General features: G+C 63.4%; 16 protein-coding genes. 5 read left to right on the top strand and 11 right to left on the bottom strand.

Annotated features, from left to right (window positions below):
• Positions 1-2 precede the first annotated feature (2 nt).
• The gene (locus tag IF10I1_RS14390; RefSeq protein WP_122520188.1) at positions 3-749 is read left to right on the top strand and encodes an SDR family NAD(P)-dependent oxidoreductase; all 747 of its coding nucleotides are present in this window, start codon (positions 3-5) and stop codon (positions 747-749) included.
• Positions 750-1,274: 525 nt separating this feature from the next.
• Here IF10I1_RS14390 and IF10I1_RS14385 read toward each other — a convergent pair.
• The 4 genes from IF10I1_RS14385 to IF10I1_RS14370 all read right to left on the bottom strand — a co-directional run bounded on the left by IF10I1_RS14385 (position 1,275) and on the right by IF10I1_RS14370 (position 5,694).
• Positions 1,275-2,075, bottom strand: a complete 801-nt coding sequence (locus IF10I1_RS14385) for an inositol monophosphatase (protein WP_208977442.1) — start codon at positions 2,073-2,075, stop codon at positions 1,275-1,277.
• Positions 2,076-2,199: 124 nt separating this feature from the next.
• A complete protein-coding gene (der, locus tag IF10I1_RS14380) occupies positions 2,200-3,627 on the bottom strand; it encodes a ribosome biogenesis GTPase Der (RefSeq protein WP_050473267.1) in 1,428 nt (475 codons plus the stop codon).
• A 40-nt stretch (positions 3,628-3,667) separates the two neighbouring features.
• A complete protein-coding gene (locus IF10I1_RS14375; RefSeq protein ID WP_244284724.1) occupies positions 3,668-5,017 on the bottom strand; it encodes a PQQ-binding-like beta-propeller repeat protein in 1,350 nt (449 codons plus the stop codon).
• Positions 5,017-5,694: a tetratricopeptide repeat protein gene (locus IF10I1_RS14370; RefSeq protein ID WP_122520191.1), complete on the bottom strand. Its 678-nt coding sequence runs from the start codon at positions 5,692-5,694 to the stop codon at positions 5,017-5,019. The genes IF10I1_RS14375 and IF10I1_RS14370 overlap by 1 nt, the downstream gene beginning before the upstream one ends.
• A 403-nt stretch (positions 5,695-6,097) precedes the next feature.
• Here IF10I1_RS14370 and IF10I1_RS14365 point away from each other — a divergent pair, with 403 nt between their 5' ends.
• Together IF10I1_RS14365 and IF10I1_RS14360 are read left to right on the top strand one after the other, a co-directional pair.
• Complete coding sequence (locus tag IF10I1_RS14365) at positions 6,098-6,373, top strand: PilZ domain-containing protein (protein ID WP_050473264.1); 276 nt, start codon at positions 6,098-6,100, stop codon at positions 6,371-6,373.
• Between the two features lie 135 nt (positions 6,374-6,508).
• The gene (locus tag IF10I1_RS14360) at positions 6,509-7,141 is read left to right on the top strand and encodes an NAD(P)H-dependent oxidoreductase (RefSeq protein ID WP_186393333.1); all 633 of its coding nucleotides are present in this window, start codon (positions 6,509-6,511) and stop codon (positions 7,139-7,141) included.
• A 115-nt stretch (positions 7,142-7,256) separates the two neighbouring features.
• On the opposite strand, the gene IF10I1_RS14355 is transcribed toward IF10I1_RS14360, so the two are convergent.
• Entirely contained in the window at positions 7,257-7,820 is a 564-nt protein-coding gene (locus IF10I1_RS14355; protein ID WP_186393332.1) for a cysteine hydrolase family protein, read from the bottom strand.
• A gap of 133 nt (positions 7,821-7,953) precedes the next feature.
• Between IF10I1_RS14355 and IF10I1_RS14350 the strand changes: the two genes are divergently transcribed.
• Complete coding sequence (locus IF10I1_RS14350) at positions 7,954-8,376, top strand: Lrp/AsnC family transcriptional regulator (protein WP_186393331.1); 423 nt, start codon at positions 7,954-7,956, stop codon at positions 8,374-8,376.
• A 23-nt stretch (positions 8,377-8,399) separates the two neighbouring features.
• On the opposite strand, the gene IF10I1_RS14345 is transcribed toward IF10I1_RS14350, so the two are convergent.
• The 6 genes from IF10I1_RS14345 to dctP all read right to left on the bottom strand — a co-directional run bounded on the left by IF10I1_RS14345 (position 8,400) and on the right by dctP (position 16,285).
• Complete coding sequence (locus IF10I1_RS14345; RefSeq protein WP_186415516.1) at positions 8,400-10,334, bottom strand: alpha/beta hydrolase domain-containing protein; 1,935 nt, start codon at positions 10,332-10,334, stop codon at positions 8,400-8,402.
• A gap of 94 nt (positions 10,335-10,428) precedes the next feature.
• On the bottom strand, positions 10,429-11,940 hold the full coding sequence (locus tag IF10I1_RS14340; RefSeq protein WP_186415517.1) for a malonyl-CoA synthase: 1,512 nt from the start codon (positions 11,938-11,940) through the stop codon (positions 10,429-10,431).
• Positions 11,937-13,358 (bottom strand): malonyl-CoA decarboxylase, encoded by a 1,422-nt coding sequence (locus tag IF10I1_RS14335; RefSeq protein WP_186415518.1) that lies wholly within the window; start codon positions 13,356-13,358, stop codon positions 11,937-11,939. Before IF10I1_RS14335 ends, IF10I1_RS14340 begins: the two co-directional genes overlap by 4 nt.
• Complete coding sequence (locus IF10I1_RS14330; protein ID WP_186415519.1) at positions 13,358-14,671, bottom strand: TRAP transporter large permease; 1,314 nt, start codon at positions 14,669-14,671, stop codon at positions 13,358-13,360. Before IF10I1_RS14330 ends, IF10I1_RS14335 begins: the two co-directional genes overlap by 1 nt.
• A complete protein-coding gene (locus IF10I1_RS14325) occupies positions 14,671-15,201 on the bottom strand; it encodes a TRAP transporter small permease subunit (protein ID WP_050473258.1) in 531 nt (176 codons plus the stop codon). The genes IF10I1_RS14330 and IF10I1_RS14325 overlap by 1 nt, the downstream gene beginning before the upstream one ends.
• A gap of 79 nt (positions 15,202-15,280) precedes the next feature.
• The gene (gene dctP, locus IF10I1_RS14320; RefSeq protein WP_208994281.1) at positions 15,281-16,285 is read right to left on the bottom strand and encodes a TRAP transporter substrate-binding protein DctP; all 1,005 of its coding nucleotides are present in this window, start codon (positions 16,283-16,285) and stop codon (positions 15,281-15,283) included.
• A 121-nt stretch (positions 16,286-16,406) separates the two neighbouring features.
• On the opposite strand from dctP, the gene IF10I1_RS14315 reads away from it, so the two are divergent.
• Positions 16,407-17,081, top strand: a complete 675-nt coding sequence (locus tag IF10I1_RS14315) for a GntR family transcriptional regulator (RefSeq protein ID WP_186424550.1) — start codon at positions 16,407-16,409, stop codon at positions 17,079-17,081.
• Positions 17,082-17,091 lie beyond the last annotated feature (10 nt).

Below are 17,091 nucleotides of genomic sequence, written 5' to 3'. Positions count from 1 at the left end.
CAATGACTGACAAGATCCTCGACGGCCGCATTGCGGTCGTCACCGGCGCCTCGCGCGGCATCGGCTATTTCATCGCCCGGGAACTCGGCCGCCTCGGCGCCCATGTGATCGCCGTGGCGCGCACCGTAGGCGGCCTCGAAGAGCTGGACGACGAGATCAAGGCCGCAGGCGGCCAGACCACGCTCGTGCCTCTCGATGTCACCGACTATGACGCGCTGGACCGTCTGGGCGCTGCCATTTTCGAACGGTGGAAGAAGCTGGACATTCTGGTGGGCAATGCGGGCGTGCTCGGCACCCTGTCGCCGCTCGGCCATGTGGACATCAAGACCTGGGACAAGGTGATGGCGGCCAATGTCACCGCCAACTGGCGCCTGATCCGCTCGCTCGATCCGCTGCTGCGCCAGTCCGACGCCGGACGCGCCGTGTTCCTGTCCTCGGGCGCCGCCCACAAGTGCAAGGCATACTGGGGGCCCTACTCGGTCTCCAAGGCCGCGCTGGAAGCTCTGGTGCGCACCTACACCGCCGAGACGCGCCAGACGCCGCTGCAGATCAGCCTCGTCAATCCGGGCCCCGTCCGCACGTCCATGCGCGCACAGGCCATGCCCGGCGAAGACCCCGCGACCCTGCCGCATCCCGAAGACGTGGCCAAGGCGATCATCCCGCTGACGCTGCCCACCTTCACGGACGGCGGCCGCCTCTACGACCACCCCTCGCGCAGCTTCAAGGATTTTGTGCAGGTCGCATCGTAAGGGATTGGAACGGAGGGCTTTCTGCTTCTTGCCTCACCCTTTCCCTCCGTCATGCCATGACTTGATCATGGCATCCATGCCGCTTCATCTCATCACATGAGGGGCGGGATGATGCAGCAAGCGTTCCGGAGGCGCTGCCTGAGCGGACAGGCTACGGAGTGGATGCCATGATCAAGTCATGGCATGACGAATGCGGAGAGATTTTTCAGGCCGGAGCACCGCTCCGGCCTCGTTGCTTTCAGATCACCCTCATGCGCAGCTTCAAAAACTTTGCGCAGGCACGCCATAAGCAGCTGGAATATCTACTGCCTTACCCCTTCCTCCGTCATGCCATGACTTGATCATGGCATCCATGCCGCATCATCTCATCACATGAGGAGCGGGATGATGCAGCAAGCGTTCCGGAGGCGCTGCCTGAGCGGACAGGCTACAGAGTGGATGCCATGATCAAGTCATGGCATGACGAATGCGGAGAGATCTTTCGGGCCGGAGCATCGCTCCGGCCTTTTTCGTTCAAGCTGGCCCTCAGTGCGCTGCCAGCGGCGGGAAGACTGCCTCACACATGCCGGACCATTCGTCATAGACACCCGGGCAAGCGGTGATGACGCGCACGCCCGTGGCGATGGACGCATCCACGTCAAATCCCGTGACCTTGCCGCCGCCTTCTTCGATCATCAGGAGACCGGCGAGGCAGTCCCAGACGTTCATCTTGGACTCGCCATAGGCGATGAGGCGGCCGGCGGCCACATAGGCCAGCATCAGCCCGCCGGAGGCATTGCGGAAGAAGACGCCGCCCCGGTCCACCAGCGCATCGATCAGCTGCACGGCGCCGCAGACCTTGTTGCGGCCGCTGAAGCCGACACCGGCAGAGCCGGTCTTGAGGCTGGTGCTGGCGGAGACCCGCGCCGGGCGGCCATTGACCGTCAGCCCCTTGCCGCGCTCAGCGGCGAACATTTCACCCGACACCGGATCATGGATGACCCCGATGACGGTCTCCCCGTTGTGAACGCAGGCAATGATGACGCACCACTGCGGAATACCGGCAACGAAATTCGCCGTGCCATCGATCGGATCGATCACCCAGGTGTAGCCGGACGAGCCTTCCACGCGGCCATGCTCCTCGCCGACGATGCCATCGCCCGGGAAGACGGCTGCGATCTCGTCGCGCACCAGCGTCTCCACGTTACGGTCGGCTTCCGTCACAAGGTCCTGATGGCCCTTGTTGATGATGGTCAGCGTTTCCAGCTTGCGGAAATAGTCAAGGCCAAGCGCGCCTGCGCGGCGGGCGAGGCCAACGGCAAACTCCATGCGTTGCGTCGTCGTCATCGCGGTCCCCATGTCATTCGGTTGCAGATGGTGTGCGGGGCTGAGGCGCCCCGATGGGAGAGGAAAGAGGTCACAGAAAAGGCCGGAGCGGATGCCCCGGCCTCGCAAGGGCCCTTGCCGGGGCCTAACGGGTTTTCTTTTTCTTGCCCGCATAGGGATTTTCGCCCTTGCGGTAGCTGAGACGGATCGGCGTGCCCGGCATGTCGAAGGTCTGGCGCAGGCCGTTCACGAGATACCGGGTGTAGCTTTCCGGCAGCTCTTCGGGGCGCGAGCAGAACACAACGAAATGCGGCGGACGGGTTTTCGCCTGGGTCATGTAGCGCAGCTTGACGCGGCGTCCCTGCACCGCCGGGGGCGGATGGTGGGTGAGGATCTTCAGGAGCCAGCGGTTGAGGCGCGAAGTTGAAATGCGGGAGTTCCAGACCTCATAGGCGTTGAACACCGCTTCCATCAGCCGGTCGATGCCCTGCCCCTGCAGGCCGGACATGGTGACGATCTGGACGTTGCGGATCTGGTTGAGATAGCGGTCTTGCGCGTCCTTGATGGCGGCCCAGGCCGCTTCCCGGTCCTCGATCAGATCCCACTTGTTGATGGCGATCACCAGCGCGCGGCCTTCACGGGCCACCAGCTCGATGATCTGCAGATCCTGCTTCTCGAAGGAATTGGTCGCGTCCAGCGCCACGACAACCACTTCGGCAAACTTGATGGCGCGCAAGGCGTCGGCAACGGAGAGCTTTTCCAGCTTCTCCTGCACACGCGCCTTGCGGCGGATACCCGCCGTGTCGAACAGCTTCAGATGGCGCTCGCGCCACAGCCAGTCGACGGAGATGGAATCGCGTGTGATGCCGGCTTCAGGCCCGGTCAGCATGCGCTCTTCGCCCAGCATGCGGTTGATCAGCGTCGACTTGCCCGCATTCGGACGCCCGACGATGGCCACCCGCAGCGGGCGCTCGCTGGTGCCCGCGGGAGCTGCTTCCGGCAGAAGCGGATTGCCGTCCTCGTCCAGTTCAACGGAAAAGTCTGCCTCGTCCTTGGCCGCCTGCTCTTCTTCCTCGACCTGCTCCACATAGGGAAGCAGCGCCTCGTAGAGACCGGCCAGACCCTCGCCATGTTCGGCGGAGATGGCCACCGGCTCGCCAAGACCCAGCGAGAAAGCCTCGTAGAGACCGCCCTCGCCTGCCCGGCCTTCCGCCTTGTTGGCCAGCAGGATCACCGGTGTCTCGCTCTTGCGGGCAACGGCGGCAAAATGCGCATCAAGCGGCGTTACGCCCGCACGGGCGTCGATGACGAACAGAACGACATCAGCTTCCGCGATGGCCTCTTCGGTCTGGGCGCGCATGCGGCCTTCAAGGCTCGTTGCGTCCGCATCCTCAAGGCCTGCGGTGTCGATGATGGTGAAGCGCAGGTCGCCCAGGCGCGCCTCGCCCGGCCGCCGGTCGCGGGTGACGCCCGGCGTGTCATCGACAAGCGCCAGGCGCTTGCCGACCAGCCGGTTGAACAGCGTCGATTTGCCCACATTCGGACGGCCAATAATGGCTACGGTAGCGCCCAAGCCCCTTACTCCTCAGGCCGCAATCCCTGCGGCCCATCTATCAGTTGAATCCGGCGATGCCGCTGTCGCCTTCCAGCACCACGATCCGGCCGCCGGCAACAATCGGGGTCACGAAGACCTTGGCCGAAATGTCACGCACGCTCTGGATCTGGCCGCTGGCAGCGTCCACAAGGGCAATGCGGCCATCGTTGGAGAAGGCCACCAATGTGCCGTTCGCCAGCACCGGGCCCGCCCAGTTGCGCCGCTTCTTCTTGTTGTCAAGCTGCGGCAGATCTGCCCGCCATAGAGCGTCACCGGTCTTGCGGTCAAGAGCAACCATCTTGTCATCCAGCGTTACCATGAAAATGGCATTACCGGAGACGACCGGCGTGTGCACCGATCCTACGTTCTGCTCCCACTGGCGCTCACCCGTCCTGAGCGAGGCAGCGACGATCTTGCCGCCGACGCCCGTGGCATAAACCGTGCCGCCGGAGACGACCGGGCTCGCGGCAACATCCGTCAGCGTGGACACCGCCAGCGTACGGAAGGCACGCGAAACGCCTTCAGCCCAGATCGGCTCGCCCTTGCGGATGTCGAAGGCCATGATCTCGCCGGAGGAGAACGGCACCACCACGGTTCCGCCCGAAACGGCCGGGGACGCGGCCGTCAGCAATCCTGCGTTTTCCTGAATGCCGGAATAGGTCCAGGCCACGGTGCCATCGTCCTGCTTGACCGCATAGACCTCGTTGGTCTGCGTCACGACGAAGACATGGCCACCGCCAACCGCCGGGGCGCCGCGCGCCGGGGCGCTGAGTTCGACGGACCACAATTCCTGACCCGATCCGGCGTCCAGCGCAGCCAGCGAGCGATAGCCGGTTGCGGCGAAGACACGGTTGCCGGAAACGGCAACACCGCCGCCGGAGGCAATGCCGTTCTCGTCGGCCGGACGCAGGTTCTTCGTCCAGGCACGGGCGCCGCCCGTGCTCATGGCAATCACCTCACCCGTAGGCTTGTAGACGAACAGACGCCCGCCAGAGGCCACAGGCCTTGCAGCCGTGCGCATGCCCGAAGACGTCAGGCCGCCGCCGGAACTGCCGATCGAGGCGCGCCAGGCCTGCTGGCCACTGAAGGACACGGCAACATTGCCCGGATCATTGCTTTCATTGCCGCCAGCCTGCGGCCAGTCCTGACCGCCCGTGGCGGAACCGATGCTGGCGGAGCGGTTTGCGGTCTGCTCCAACGGATCAGCACCCTGAAACAGCGGCTGACGGTCGCCGGGAAGAATCTTCTGCTTGGTCGCAAAGGGATTGATGGCATCGGTATATTCAGACACCGAGGAGCAGCCCGCCAGAAGCGTGGCAGCCAGAAAAACGCTGGCAAACTGCCGGGAGGGCTTGGTCATACGCAACATCAGTTCGTCTCTCCCTTGTCGGCAATGCTGGGCTGTGAGCCACGGATCACCTTGGTGAGAATGGAAACCCGCGCCCCAATTTCGCGCGGCGCAGCGGCATCGTCCGTAATCTGGCTGGCATATTCGGTTGCAGCATCCATGTCGCCTGCGCTCCAGGCCGCGAAGGCAAGGATTTCGCGGGCCGCAAACCGCCAGGAATTGTTTTCGGCCGTCAGGGGCTCCAGCCGTGCCTTCAGCGCCGCAAGATCAGCCGTATCGAGGGCAATGTAGCCGGCGCGCACCGCAGCCAGGCCACGCAGAACCGATTCAACGGACGAATCGGCAGCCAGCGCATCATAGGCGGCGACGGCTTCATCCGCCTTGCCGGAGGCCGCAAGGCTCTCTGCGAGGCGGAATTTTGCCAGCACCGGATAGCCGCCGGTGGCAGATCCCAAGGCGGCGAAGGCAGCTTCCGCCTCCTCGGCCTTGCCCTCCTGCGCCAGGCGCACAGCCGCGATATAGGCATCACCGGCCTTCATTGACTGCTGGCCTTGCCAGTACAGCCAGCCGCGGTATCCGGCCGTTCCGGCCACAATCGCAACTGCCAGGATGATCACCCAAACGCCGAGACGGTCCCAAAGGCGACGGAATTTTTCGTGACGGATATCTTCGTCGACTTCCCGGAAAATGTCGGACATGCGTTCGAGCTTCCTGCAAACATCTGGACTTGTGTGTGAGGCCTTACACCCCGCGCAAGGCGGCGCCACATTACAGTGTCACCGGCCCTGTGGCAAACGCCTGTATCCGGCTCTTTTCAATGGCTTGATGGCGCAAGTGAGGCGAGATCCGGCCAATCCGGCTTTTTGAAGGGCAACGTATCCGGAATCACGCTCTCTTTTGGCCGGCTGACGAGGCAGAGCTCAATCCAAGGTGAAACACGCGTAAAACGCACACTTCAGAAATTCACCAGCGCTTTTCTCTCCTTACGTCATTCATCAATTTCGCAGACTGTCCTTTCCAATGTGAAGCGAATGAAATATTCTTGAAATATAACAAGCAGATACACGCACCCAACAAAGGGCATTGGCTGGGAGCATCCGCATGAACGAGGAAAAGCGCAGCAGCCCGCGGCGGCGGGCGCTCAAATCGGCCAGATTGGTCTTCGGCAATCTTGACCGGGTTTTCGACGGCATGATCCGCAATCTGTCTGAAGGGGGCGTGATGGTGAAGGTCGATAACACCCATCTCATCCCGGACGAGCTGCTGCTCTATATCGACAGCGAGAATATCCGCCGGCCCGTGCGCGTTGTCTGGCGCACGGATACGGAACTCGGGCTGGAATTTTCCGGCCCGCCCGAGCCGCTGGCCAAACGCTGACACAAAACGGACCGCGGGCAACCGGAGCCTTGAAGCAGCGATAAGAAGGTTTATCTAGCTGCAGACAGTTGTCTTGACGCGGCCAGCCCCTTTCCCCTCCCCTGGCCGCGGCTTTCCAGCCCGAAAGGCCATAGAATGCTGATTGAAAAGCTGAACTGGCGCTATGCGACCAAGAAGATGGACCCGTCGAAGACGGTTCCGGAAGACAAGGTCGAGCGCATTCTGGAGGCCGCCCGCCTTGCCCCCACCTCCAGCGGCCTGCAGCCGTTCGAGGTTATCGTCGTGACCAATCCGGAAGTCCGGGCGAAGATTCAGGAAATTGCCTGGAATCAGGCGCAGGTGACCGAAGGGTCGCACCTGCTCGTGTTTGCGGCCTGGGACAACTACACCGCAGACCGCATCAACATGATGTTCGACCTCGTCAACGAGGAACGCGGCTTCACCAGCGAAGGCTGGGAAAACTACCGGCAGATGCTGCTGAACACCTATGTGCCGCGTGATGCCGAGACCAACTATCAGCACGCCGCCCGTCAGGCCTATATCGCCTTCGGCATCGCTCTGGCTGCAGCGGCCTTCGAAGGCGTTGATTCCACCCCGATGGAAGGTTTTGACGCGGACAAGCTCGACGAGATTCTGGGCCTGCGCGCCAAGGGTCTGCGGTCCGTCACCATTCTGCCGCTCGGCTACCGGGATGAAGCCAATGACTGGCTGGCCAGCCTGAAGAAGGTGCGCCGCCCGCGCGATCAGTTCGTCATCGAAGTGAAGTAACCAAAGAAAACGCGCATCACCGGATCCTGCTGACGGACCGGTGATGCGCTTGCAGCCAGAAGCAACGGGTGGGCTATCGGCTTCCGGTCCGCAATTGGAAGATCGCGCCCCCGGTTCAGCTGGCAGAGGCAAGAAGCTCCGCTGTCCTGACGAGCTTGCAGAACTCAAAGCCAAGCGTTGCTCTGTGCACCTCGTGAACAGTGCGCGCGGGGATGACCGTCCCGCCCTCTCCCGGCAAATCGAAACAGTCACAGGCATCTTCGACCAGCGTCATGCGCCACCCGAAATTCGCTCCCGTGCGGATCGTCGTGGAAACGCACATGTCCGTGGAAATGCCGAAGACCACCACATCCTCAGCCCCGAGGCGGCGCAGGCGCAGATCCAGATCCGTGCCGATGAAGGCGGAGTTGACGCTCTTCACCACCAGCTGCTCGCCGTCCTGAGGCTCAAAGCCGGGGCGGAAGCGGTTGCCGGGCTGCCCGGACCGGAGCGTCGAGCCGGGCTCGGCAGAATCATGCCGCACGTGGATGATGGGCAGGCCCAGCTTGCGCCACAGACCCAGCAGCGCCAGCCCGTTGCGGTCGACATCCGCGTTCCAGCGCGGCGGCCAGGGCGCCCCGTCGAAGGCGGCCTGCATGTCGACCGGCAGCAGCACGGTCCTTTCGTTGAGTGGCAGCACGGGTCTCGATCTCCGTCAGGAACCTCAGAAGTGATGCCGCTTGTATCGCCCGCAGCGCTGCCGGTTGCACCCCGGCAAGACGCCGGATATGACCGGCATTGTGCCGGTCTGGGCGTGGAGGATGGTTAAGGCCATGGATGAGAAGGATCAGCTGCTTCTGACCGCGCTCCGCCGCGATGCCCGCCGCCCGCTCGTGGCGCTGGCAAGGGACATCGGCCTGTCGCGCAGTGCCACGCAGGACCGGCTGAACCGGCTGCTGCGCAGCGGCGCCATCAGTGGCTTCACAACGGTGGAACCGGCCGGGAGCACGGGCAAGGTGGCGGCCCATTTCCTCGTCACCCATGCGCCGGGCGGCAGCTGCGCCAAGCTGATGCCGCATCTGGAAAAGATCCCCGGTATCCGCAGGATCCATGCTCTGGCCGGTCCCATCGACCTCGTCATCTTCGCCGAGGCTGCGGATATGGCCGGCATCGAAGCCATCCGCGCCGCCATCGACGTCCTGCCCCTCATCTCAGGCCTCACCACCCACATGGTGCTGGAACGGCATATGGGGTAGGTGCGAAGAGCGCCGGGCACGGCTCAAGGCAATGCGGCGGCGTCTTCCTTGGCTCTTTCAACAACCAGCCCCATGTCGGCCTCCAGCATGTAGCCGGCCTTGATCAGGTCCTTCGCGGCCCCTTCGACAGCCGCCAGGTAGGCCTGTTTGCTTGCATAACGCTGAGCGAAAGGTTTGCGGACATCTTCGGCCAGAATGCTGCGGGGCAAGGGAATATAGGACCCGGCAAGGCCGCAGAGTGCGCCCTCCGCATAGCCCTTGCGCCGCAGGTTCCAGCCCAGATAGGTGGCTGCCGGTGCCGCGACAGCCGGGAGGCGGATACCGCCCGTTTCCAGCCCGTCCTGATCCACCGCCGGGACAAAGGCCGGATAGGCCGCCCCATGCAGCGGGGGAACAGCCGTGTGGTTTTCCACCCGGACCACATTATAGGGCGGCTTCAGATGCACCCCGCCGATCAGCGGCATGGTGAAACCGTCGTGGGGCACCAGCGTGCCGTCCGCGAGGCTCGGGAACCGGCTCTCGGGCGGCAGCCCGCTGCCCTCGACCCATTTTGCCATGGCATCATAGAGTGCCCGCATCACCGGCGCGGGGCTCAAGGGATTGAAGGCAAACAGGCAGCTTGCATTTTCCGTCGGCCGTGCCGTCCAGGTGTTGAGATGCGGCACGCTGGCAAGGCCGTAGAGCCTGACATTCTCCGGCATGGTCAGGGGCGCGCCATCGGGGCCAAGGGTAATCAGCGCCGAACGTGCCTGCCAGAACTCCGTGGAACTGTCCGAATGCATCAGCTTGGGGCAGGTTCTGCTGGCCTCGCAGCGCGCCAGCACCGAATCGGAGCGGTTCGTCAGCGGGTCCGTGCTCATCGCATAGCTGAAGGGGAACTGGTCGCCCGGATAATCATGCTCCTCGTGCTGACGGGAATAGCGGCCCGGCTGCGAGAAGGGATAGTTCAGGAAGAGCTTGCGCGATCCGGCCACATGCACCATCGCCCCGTCGAAGACCTTGCGGCCGAGGCCATCGGCGTTGAAGCCGTGATAAAGGAAATCCCGCAGGAAGCGGCCCGACTGGGAAATGCCCATGACGACCGTGTGGCGGATGTTCTTCAACGGCGGCATCGCCTCATGCCCCGGCAACCCGCGCAGGAAGGAATTGAGGTCGCTGACGGCGGCAAAACCAAGCCCCGCCGGGACCGGATTTTTCGCGGTATAGACCACCTCATGGATGGCGCCCGCATCATGGTCCTTGCTGCGGGTGATGGTGATCTGGCTCTCGTTGTCGATCACAAAGGCCAGCGGCACGGCCGGCGCATCGGGCCCTGCCTGCACCGTCACCCTTATGGCGGACGGATCAAGGCTTGCCATGGGAAACTTCAGCGCCAGCGTGCTGCTGTCTTCCAGCCGGTCAAAGACCACCTGCTCGCGCGCCAGCCCGGTCTTGCCCTCCAGCACCGGCAGAGTGATGCGGAAGAGGCCGGGCGCCACATCGGCCTGCCAGCCCGACCAGACGATGGTGTCGCCGCGCAGCATCTGGAAGCCATCGCCTGCATCGGCGGCCTTGTCCGGAACGGAGGCGCCTGGTGCAAGGTTCAGCAGAATGGGGCTGATGCTGCGGCCCCGGTTGGCGATTTCATAGAACAGCAGCCCGGAGGCACGGGCAGGATCGGCAGGCTTCAGGATGGTGACATTGGCCGAAAACTCCACATCGCCTTGCGCATTCACCGGCGCATCATCGACTCCCACAATCGCATCAAGGCGCGGCTCGTCCGGGTCGACGGCGAATTCGGCAATGGCGTCGATGCGCTCATAGGCACCCACTGCGCCAAAGGTCCGGCCCTCAAAGACCGGACGCTGGGAGACAATGGTGAAGCCCGTCACACGGGCCTGCGCCTGATCTGCTGCGAAAGGAAATGCGAGACACGCTGCCATGGCGGCAGCAAGAAGCGAATGACTGGTCCGGCCCATCTACGTCCATCCATTGACACCGGGCAGCAATACCACGCCAGCCCCGGCCTCAGGCAAATCATCTTGAGGCCGGGGACAATCTCACGTCTTTGTGTCAGGACTGATAAAGCCCGGCATAGGTGTCGCGCAGCACGTTCTTCTGCACCTTGCCCATGGTGTTGCGCGGCAGTTCATCCACAAAAATCACCCGCTTGGGCTGCTTGTAACGCGCCAGCCGGTCCTGCAGCTTTGCCAGAACATCGGTTTCCGCCAGATTCGCGCCTTTCTGGCGCACGACGATGGCGGTGACACCTTCACCGAAATCCGGATGGGCCACGCCGATGACGGCGCTTTCCACCACGCCGGCCAGCTGGTCGATCTCGGTCTCGACTTCCTTGGGATAGATATTGTAGCCACCGGAAATCACGAGATCCTTGCCGCGCCCGACGATGTGGACATAGCCGCGGTCATCGATCTTGCCGAGGTCGCCGGTGATGAAGAAGCCGTCGTCGCGGAACTCAGCCCTGGTCTTCTCCGGCATGCGCCAGTAGCCCTGGAACACATTCCGCCCCTTCACCTCGATCATGCCGGTCTCGCCATCGGCAACAGACGCACCCGTCTCCGGATCGGTGACACGCAGCGACACGCCCGGCAGCGGGAAGCCGACCGTTCCGGCCACACGCTCGCCCTCATAGGGGTTCGACGTGTTCATGTTCGTCTCGGTCATGCCGTAGCGCTCAAGGATGCGATGGCCGGTGGCTTCCTCGAACTGGCGGTGCGTATCGGCCAGAAGCGGCGCCGAACCGGAGATGAACAGACGCATGCGCGCCGTTGCCTCCTTCGTCAGGCCCTCGCTCTGCAACAGGCGGACATAGAAGGTCGGCACGCCCATCAGCACGCTGGCCGACTGCATCAGCCGCAGCACCTCCTCCGGATCGAACTTGCTGAGGAAATACATCGAAGCGCCGGACAGCATGATCACGTTGGACGCAACGAACAGGCCATGAGTGTGGAAGATCGGCAGCGCATGGATCAGCCGGTCACCGCTGGTGAAGCGCCAGTATTCGCGCAAGGTCGCGGCGTTGGAGAGCAGGTTGTCGTGGGAGAGCATCGCCCCCTTCGACCGGCCGGTGGTGCCGGAGGTGTAGAGAATGGCCGCCAGATCATCCGGACCGCGCTGGACATTGGCGAAATCCGCAGGTTTGCCGGTGGCCTTGTCCATCAGGCTGCCGCCGCCCGCCTCATCCAGTGTCTCGACACGGGCGCCATATTTCGCCGCCACCGGCTCAAGCCCTTCTCTCGCCTTCGGCGCGCAGACGACGAGGCGCGGCTCGGCATCGGAGATGAAATAATCCAGCTCGGCCAGCGTATAGGCGGTGTTCAGCGGCAGATAGACCGCTCCTGCCCGCACGCAGGCAAGATAGAGCATCAGCGCTTCGGCGCTCTTTTCCACCTGTACCGCCACCCGGTCCCCCGGCTCGACGCCCAGTTCGATCAGCACGCCCGCAAGCTTCCCCGACTGGTCCATCATGTCCTGATAGGTCCAGGACCGGCCGTCGAGGGTTTCGATGAAAGGTGCGGCCGGAGTGGCGGCGGCCCGGATTGCATCGAAAAGGTGATTGCTCATGCGGTGAACTCCTTGGTGGATTTTGTCTTTGTGCCGTCCTCGGACGGGCTGGAGGCAACGGGAACGAGCTGGCGGGGCTGCCGGTCCGGCGGCAGCTGCTTGCGGACCTGAGAGGAGGCCGCCACTTCGCCGCGCACGGCGAAGGCCTCGTGATTGGTTTCGATGTCGTCGAGCTTGTAGAGGTAGTTGACCATCAGCCCGTGCGACTGTTCGAGCGCGCGGGGCGAGAGGTCTCCCAGAAAGTTCAGCCGTTCCAGCCGGGCACCATTGCCCAGATGGAACCGGGCGACCGGATCAACCACCTTGCCCTGCGGCGTGCGGGCCTTGAGGAAATACCAGGCGGCAGCCCCCATCAGCACGGGCCGGATGCGGGCAGCCAATTCCTCGTTCCTGTGCCAGCCCTCGGTGTCCAGCCCCTGCAGCACCTCCCGGTCCTGCGCGCTCAACACATCGCAAACCTCCGCCCGCCGCTCGCGCGAGAGCCATGCGGCAAAGCCGGGGACCGGAGACAGGGTGACGAAGGTTTCCAGTTTCGGCAGCTCCCGCCGCAGATCCTCCACCACCTGCTTGATGAGGAAGTTGCCGAAGGAAATGCCGCGCAGGCCGTCCTGACAGTTGGAGATGGAGTAAAACACCGCCGTCGTCGCCTCCCCGGCGCCAATCGGCTCACGCTCCTCGCGCAGCACCTCGGCAATCGTGTCCGGCGTCGCGGTCGTCAGCGCCACTTCCACGAAAATCAGCGGATCATCGGCAAGGCGGGGATGGAAGAAGGCAAAGCAGCGCCGGTCCTCGGGCGCCAGCCGCAGGCGCAGTTCCTCCCAGCCACCGATGTGATGAACCGCTTCATAACGGATGATCTTTTCCAGAATGTTCGCAGGCGTCGACCAGCTGATCGAGCGCAGGGTGAGAAAACCCCGGTTGAACCACGAGGCAAAGAGATGGGCGAAATCCTGATCGACCGTCTCCAGCGCCTTGTCCGATACCTTCATCTTCAACAGCGCCTCACGCATGCGCACCAGCGTGGCAATGGCATCAGGCGCCAGATTGAGCCGGCGGATCAATTCCTGACGGCGCGGCTCGCTGGCCATGTGCAAGGCGGCCAGAGACACCGGCGAAGGGTCCTCCTGATAGGCCTTGATGGCCTTTTCCAGCCGTCCGGTGTTGGGGCCGAAGCGGTCCAGCAGCAGCCGGGCGAAGCCGGTCTTCCCGGCCTCGTCCAGCTGATCCCAGCGGGTCAGCACATCCTTGGCCAGCGCCATGCCGGAGGCCTCGCCCTGACTGGACAGCAGCGTGTCGCAGCGCTGCTCCAGGATGACGAGCGGGTCGTCATCTCCGGTCTGGGGCGAGATGGACAGGAGGCGGCGCCCCCGTTCCGTGATGGCCTGCAGCATTTCACTGAAGAAGGATGTGGTGTTCATCAGACCGCTCCGAGCATTTGGTTGGGCAACCAGGTTGCGATCCCCGGGAAGAGGCACAGGATGAAGATCGCAAGGAACATCACCAGCACATAGGGCAGCGCCCCCCACAGGATATCCTTCGTCGGTATCTTCGGCGCAATGGCGTTGATGACGAAGAGATTGAGCCCGATGGGCGGCGTGATCAGCCCCACTTCCATGTTGATCGTCAGCACGATTGCGAACCAGTAGGGATCAAAGCCAGCCTGGGTAACGATGGGGAACAGCATCGGCGCCGTCATCACGATCACCGCCACCGGCGGCAGGAACATGCCGCAGACGAGCAGGAACACGTTGATGACCAGCATCAGCACCCAGGGGTTCAGATCCATCCCGGCAATCGCCGTTGCCACCGTCTGCGTGATGAACAGCGACGACAGGGCGAAGGCGAACAGCTCCGCCGCCGCCATGATCATCATGATCATCACGCTCTCGCGCATGGCCGAGCCGAAGATCTGCGACACGGGCTTGAAGCGGAACAGCCGGTAGGCAATCACCACGACCACAAGCGTCAGAAACGCCCCTGCCCCGGCCGCTTCGGACGGCGTTGCCACACCGCCGTAGAGCACATAGAGCGTCCCGGCGATGATCAGCAGGAACGGCAGGATGCGCGGCAGCTGCTCCAGCTTCTGCTTCAACGTGAAGGTGATGCCACGGCCGCTGAGGTCATAGCCCTTGCGGCGGCAGTCGATCAGCGCCCAGATCATGAACATGACCGTGAGCATGATGCCAGGGAGCACTCCGGCCATGAACAGGCGGCCAATGGAGGTTTCCGTGGCGATGCCATAGACGATCAGCGTCACAGAGGGCGGGATCAGGATGCCGAGCGTGCCGCCCGCCGCGATGGAGCCTGCCGCAACGGAGTTGGGGTAACCCCGGCTCTGCATTTCCGGAATGCCCATCTTGCCGATGGCCGCACAGGTGGCGGGCGATGAGCCGGTCATGCCGGAAAAGATGGCACAGGCACCGATGTTGGACAGAACCAGCCCGCCCGGCACCCGGTTGAGCCAGCGGTCCAGCGAGGTGTAGAGATCCGAGCCCGCAGGCGAGGATGCCACCGCCGCGCCCATGAGCACGAACATGGGGATCGACACATAGGCCAGGTTGGCGATACCGGCGAACATGGTTTCGCCAAGCACATAGACAATGCCGGGACCGATCTGCAGGAACAGGGCAGCGACGGCGGCAAGGCCGAGGGCGAAGGCAATCGGCATGCCCGTGCCCAGAAGCACGAAGAGCGCACCGATGAGGAGAAGACCAGACAGCATCGGGCTCATCAGCGCCCCTCCCCGGCAAGCGCCCCGTGGCCTGTATCCGCAGGGGCGGAACCGGTCAGGAGCAGCAGGATCTGCGCCACATATTGCAGGCACAGCATGGCAAAGCTGAGCGGCAGCGCCGACAGGGGGATCCACAGCGGCGGTGCCCACATGCTGGCATGTTTCCAGTTGCCGGCCCAGGCTTCGTGGAACTGGATCCACACCGCCCAGAGCATGATGGCGCAGAAGGTGAGCCCCAGCAGGCTACCGAGGATCTTGAGGCCGTGGCGGGTGCGTGGCCCCACCATCATCTCCACCACGTCAACGCCCACATGCCCCCCCTTCATCAGCACATAGGGCGCGCCGAGGAACATGGCCGCAGTCGCGGAGAAAACCACAAAGTCCGTCTGCCAGATCGTTGGATATGTAAAGACGTAGCGCATCAGGATCATCTGGCAGACGACCAGCATCGCCGCGATGATGAGCAGCGTGGCAATCACGGCCAAAGCCCGCGAAAGATGCCCGACTGCCCGGATATAGGCCCCGATCATTTCAAACCTCTCAGTTTGACCGTCCACATGCGGCCCGGCCCTGTCCGTCCGGCAGGTCCGGGCCGTGCGAGGGCCGGTATCACTCGACCGCAAGGGCCTTTTCGATCAGGGCGCCGCCATTCGGCACCTTGGCGGCAAAGTTCTTGTAGGCAGACTCCTGAGCCACCGCGAGCCAGGCGTCATAATCGGCCTTGGACATTTCAACGACCTCGACCCCGGCCTTCTTGTAGGTGTCGATCATCAGCTGATCGCCCTTGCGCACCTCGGCGTCGAAATAGGCTTCGGCCTTCTTGCCAGCTTCCAGAACGGCGGCCTGCTGCTCGGGCGTCAGGCGCTCGAACACCTGCTTGGAAAAGAGCACCGGCTCATACATGAACCACAGCGCATTCTCGCCCGGCGCCGTCAGGCACTTGGCCTGTTCGAACAGGCGATAGGACACGAAGCTGGCCGACGAGGTGTTCGCCGCGTCCAGCACGCCGGTCTGCATGCCGGTGTAGATTTCAGACGATGGCATGGAGGCAATCGAGGCACCAGCTGCGGCCAGCATCTCCTCAAACGCCGGGCCTGCGGCGCGGATCACCTGCCCCTTCATCGTTTCAGGCGAGGTGATGCAGCCCTTCTTGGAGGCAAAGGCGCCCGATAGCCAGGCATCGGCAATGACGATGGCGCCGTTGTCCTCGATGATCTTCTTGATATCCTGCATGAATTCGGACTGATTGAGCCGGTTGGCGCGGTCGAAATTGCCGACAAGCCCCGGCATCAGCGTGACCGAAAACTCCGGATGGCGGCCGGAGGCATAGTCGAGCGGAAAGGATGTCATCTCCAGCAGACCACGGGTCAGCGCGTTCCACTGCTCATTTGGCTTGAACAGCGAGGAGCCGGGGAAGACCTGCACGGTCAGCCCCACATTCGCCGCCTCGACTTCACGCGCAATGACCTGCACCATTTCGTCGCGGATATCGCCCTTGCCGCCGGGAAACTGATGCGAGGCCTTGAGCACGGTCTGCGCGCCGGCAGACCCTGCCGCCGCTGCCATGCCTGCAAGGAGCACACCTGTCTTCAACATGCGAGTGAGTTTCTTCATCGTTCTTCCTCCCAGAAATCCGGCCTCCCTGCCGGATGAGAGCGAATGATGCGTTTGCCTTGCACGCGATGTCAATAATCTTGTATACAAGAAATTTCACGGCGTACGCGAGGGCGGGGCGATGTCAGAGAATACCTTCCAGAAGCTTCGGGACGAGATCGAGAATGGCATCGTCACGGGTGAATTCGAGCCGGGCCAGCGGCTCGACGAGACGCAGCTTGCCACCCGCTATGGCGTGTCACGCACGCCGATCCGCGAAGCCCTGATGCAGCTGAGCGCCATCGGCCTCGTGGAGATCCGCCCCAGGCGCGGTGCGGTGATCGTGGATCCGGGTCCGCACTATGTGCTGGAAATGTTTGACGTGATGGCGGAGCTGGAAGGCATGGCAGGGGCACTCGCTGCCCGCCGCCACACGGCCGAAGACAGAACCGCACTGGAAACTGCGCATGCCGCCTGCGAGGCCGCTGCCGCGCGCGATGACACCGACGCCTATTATTACGAGAACGAGCAGTTCCACCACGCGATCTATGCCGCGAGCCAGAGCGCCTTCCTGAAGGAGCAGTGCATCGCCCTGCACCGGCGCCTCAGGCCCTACCGCCGCCTGCAGCTCAGGGTGCGCAACCGCATGAAAGTTTCCCTGCAGGAACATGCCGGCATCGTTGCGGCAATCCTTGACGGCAATGAGGACAGCGCCCGCCGCCAGCTGCGCGACCATATCGCAGTGCAGGGGGACAGGTTCTCGGACCTTGTGGCCAACATGGAACGCCTGCGCAGCCGCACGGCAGGACAGGGATAACCCTTCTCAG

This window comes from Pannonibacter sp. I15F10I1, assembly GCF_900185665.1.
GTDB classification, from domain to species: domain Bacteria; phylum Pseudomonadota; class Alphaproteobacteria; order Rhizobiales; family Stappiaceae; genus Pannonibacter; species Pannonibacter indicus.
The sequence above is the reverse complement of the archived record's forward strand: the minus strand, read 5'-3'. Positions and strand labels throughout refer to the sequence as shown.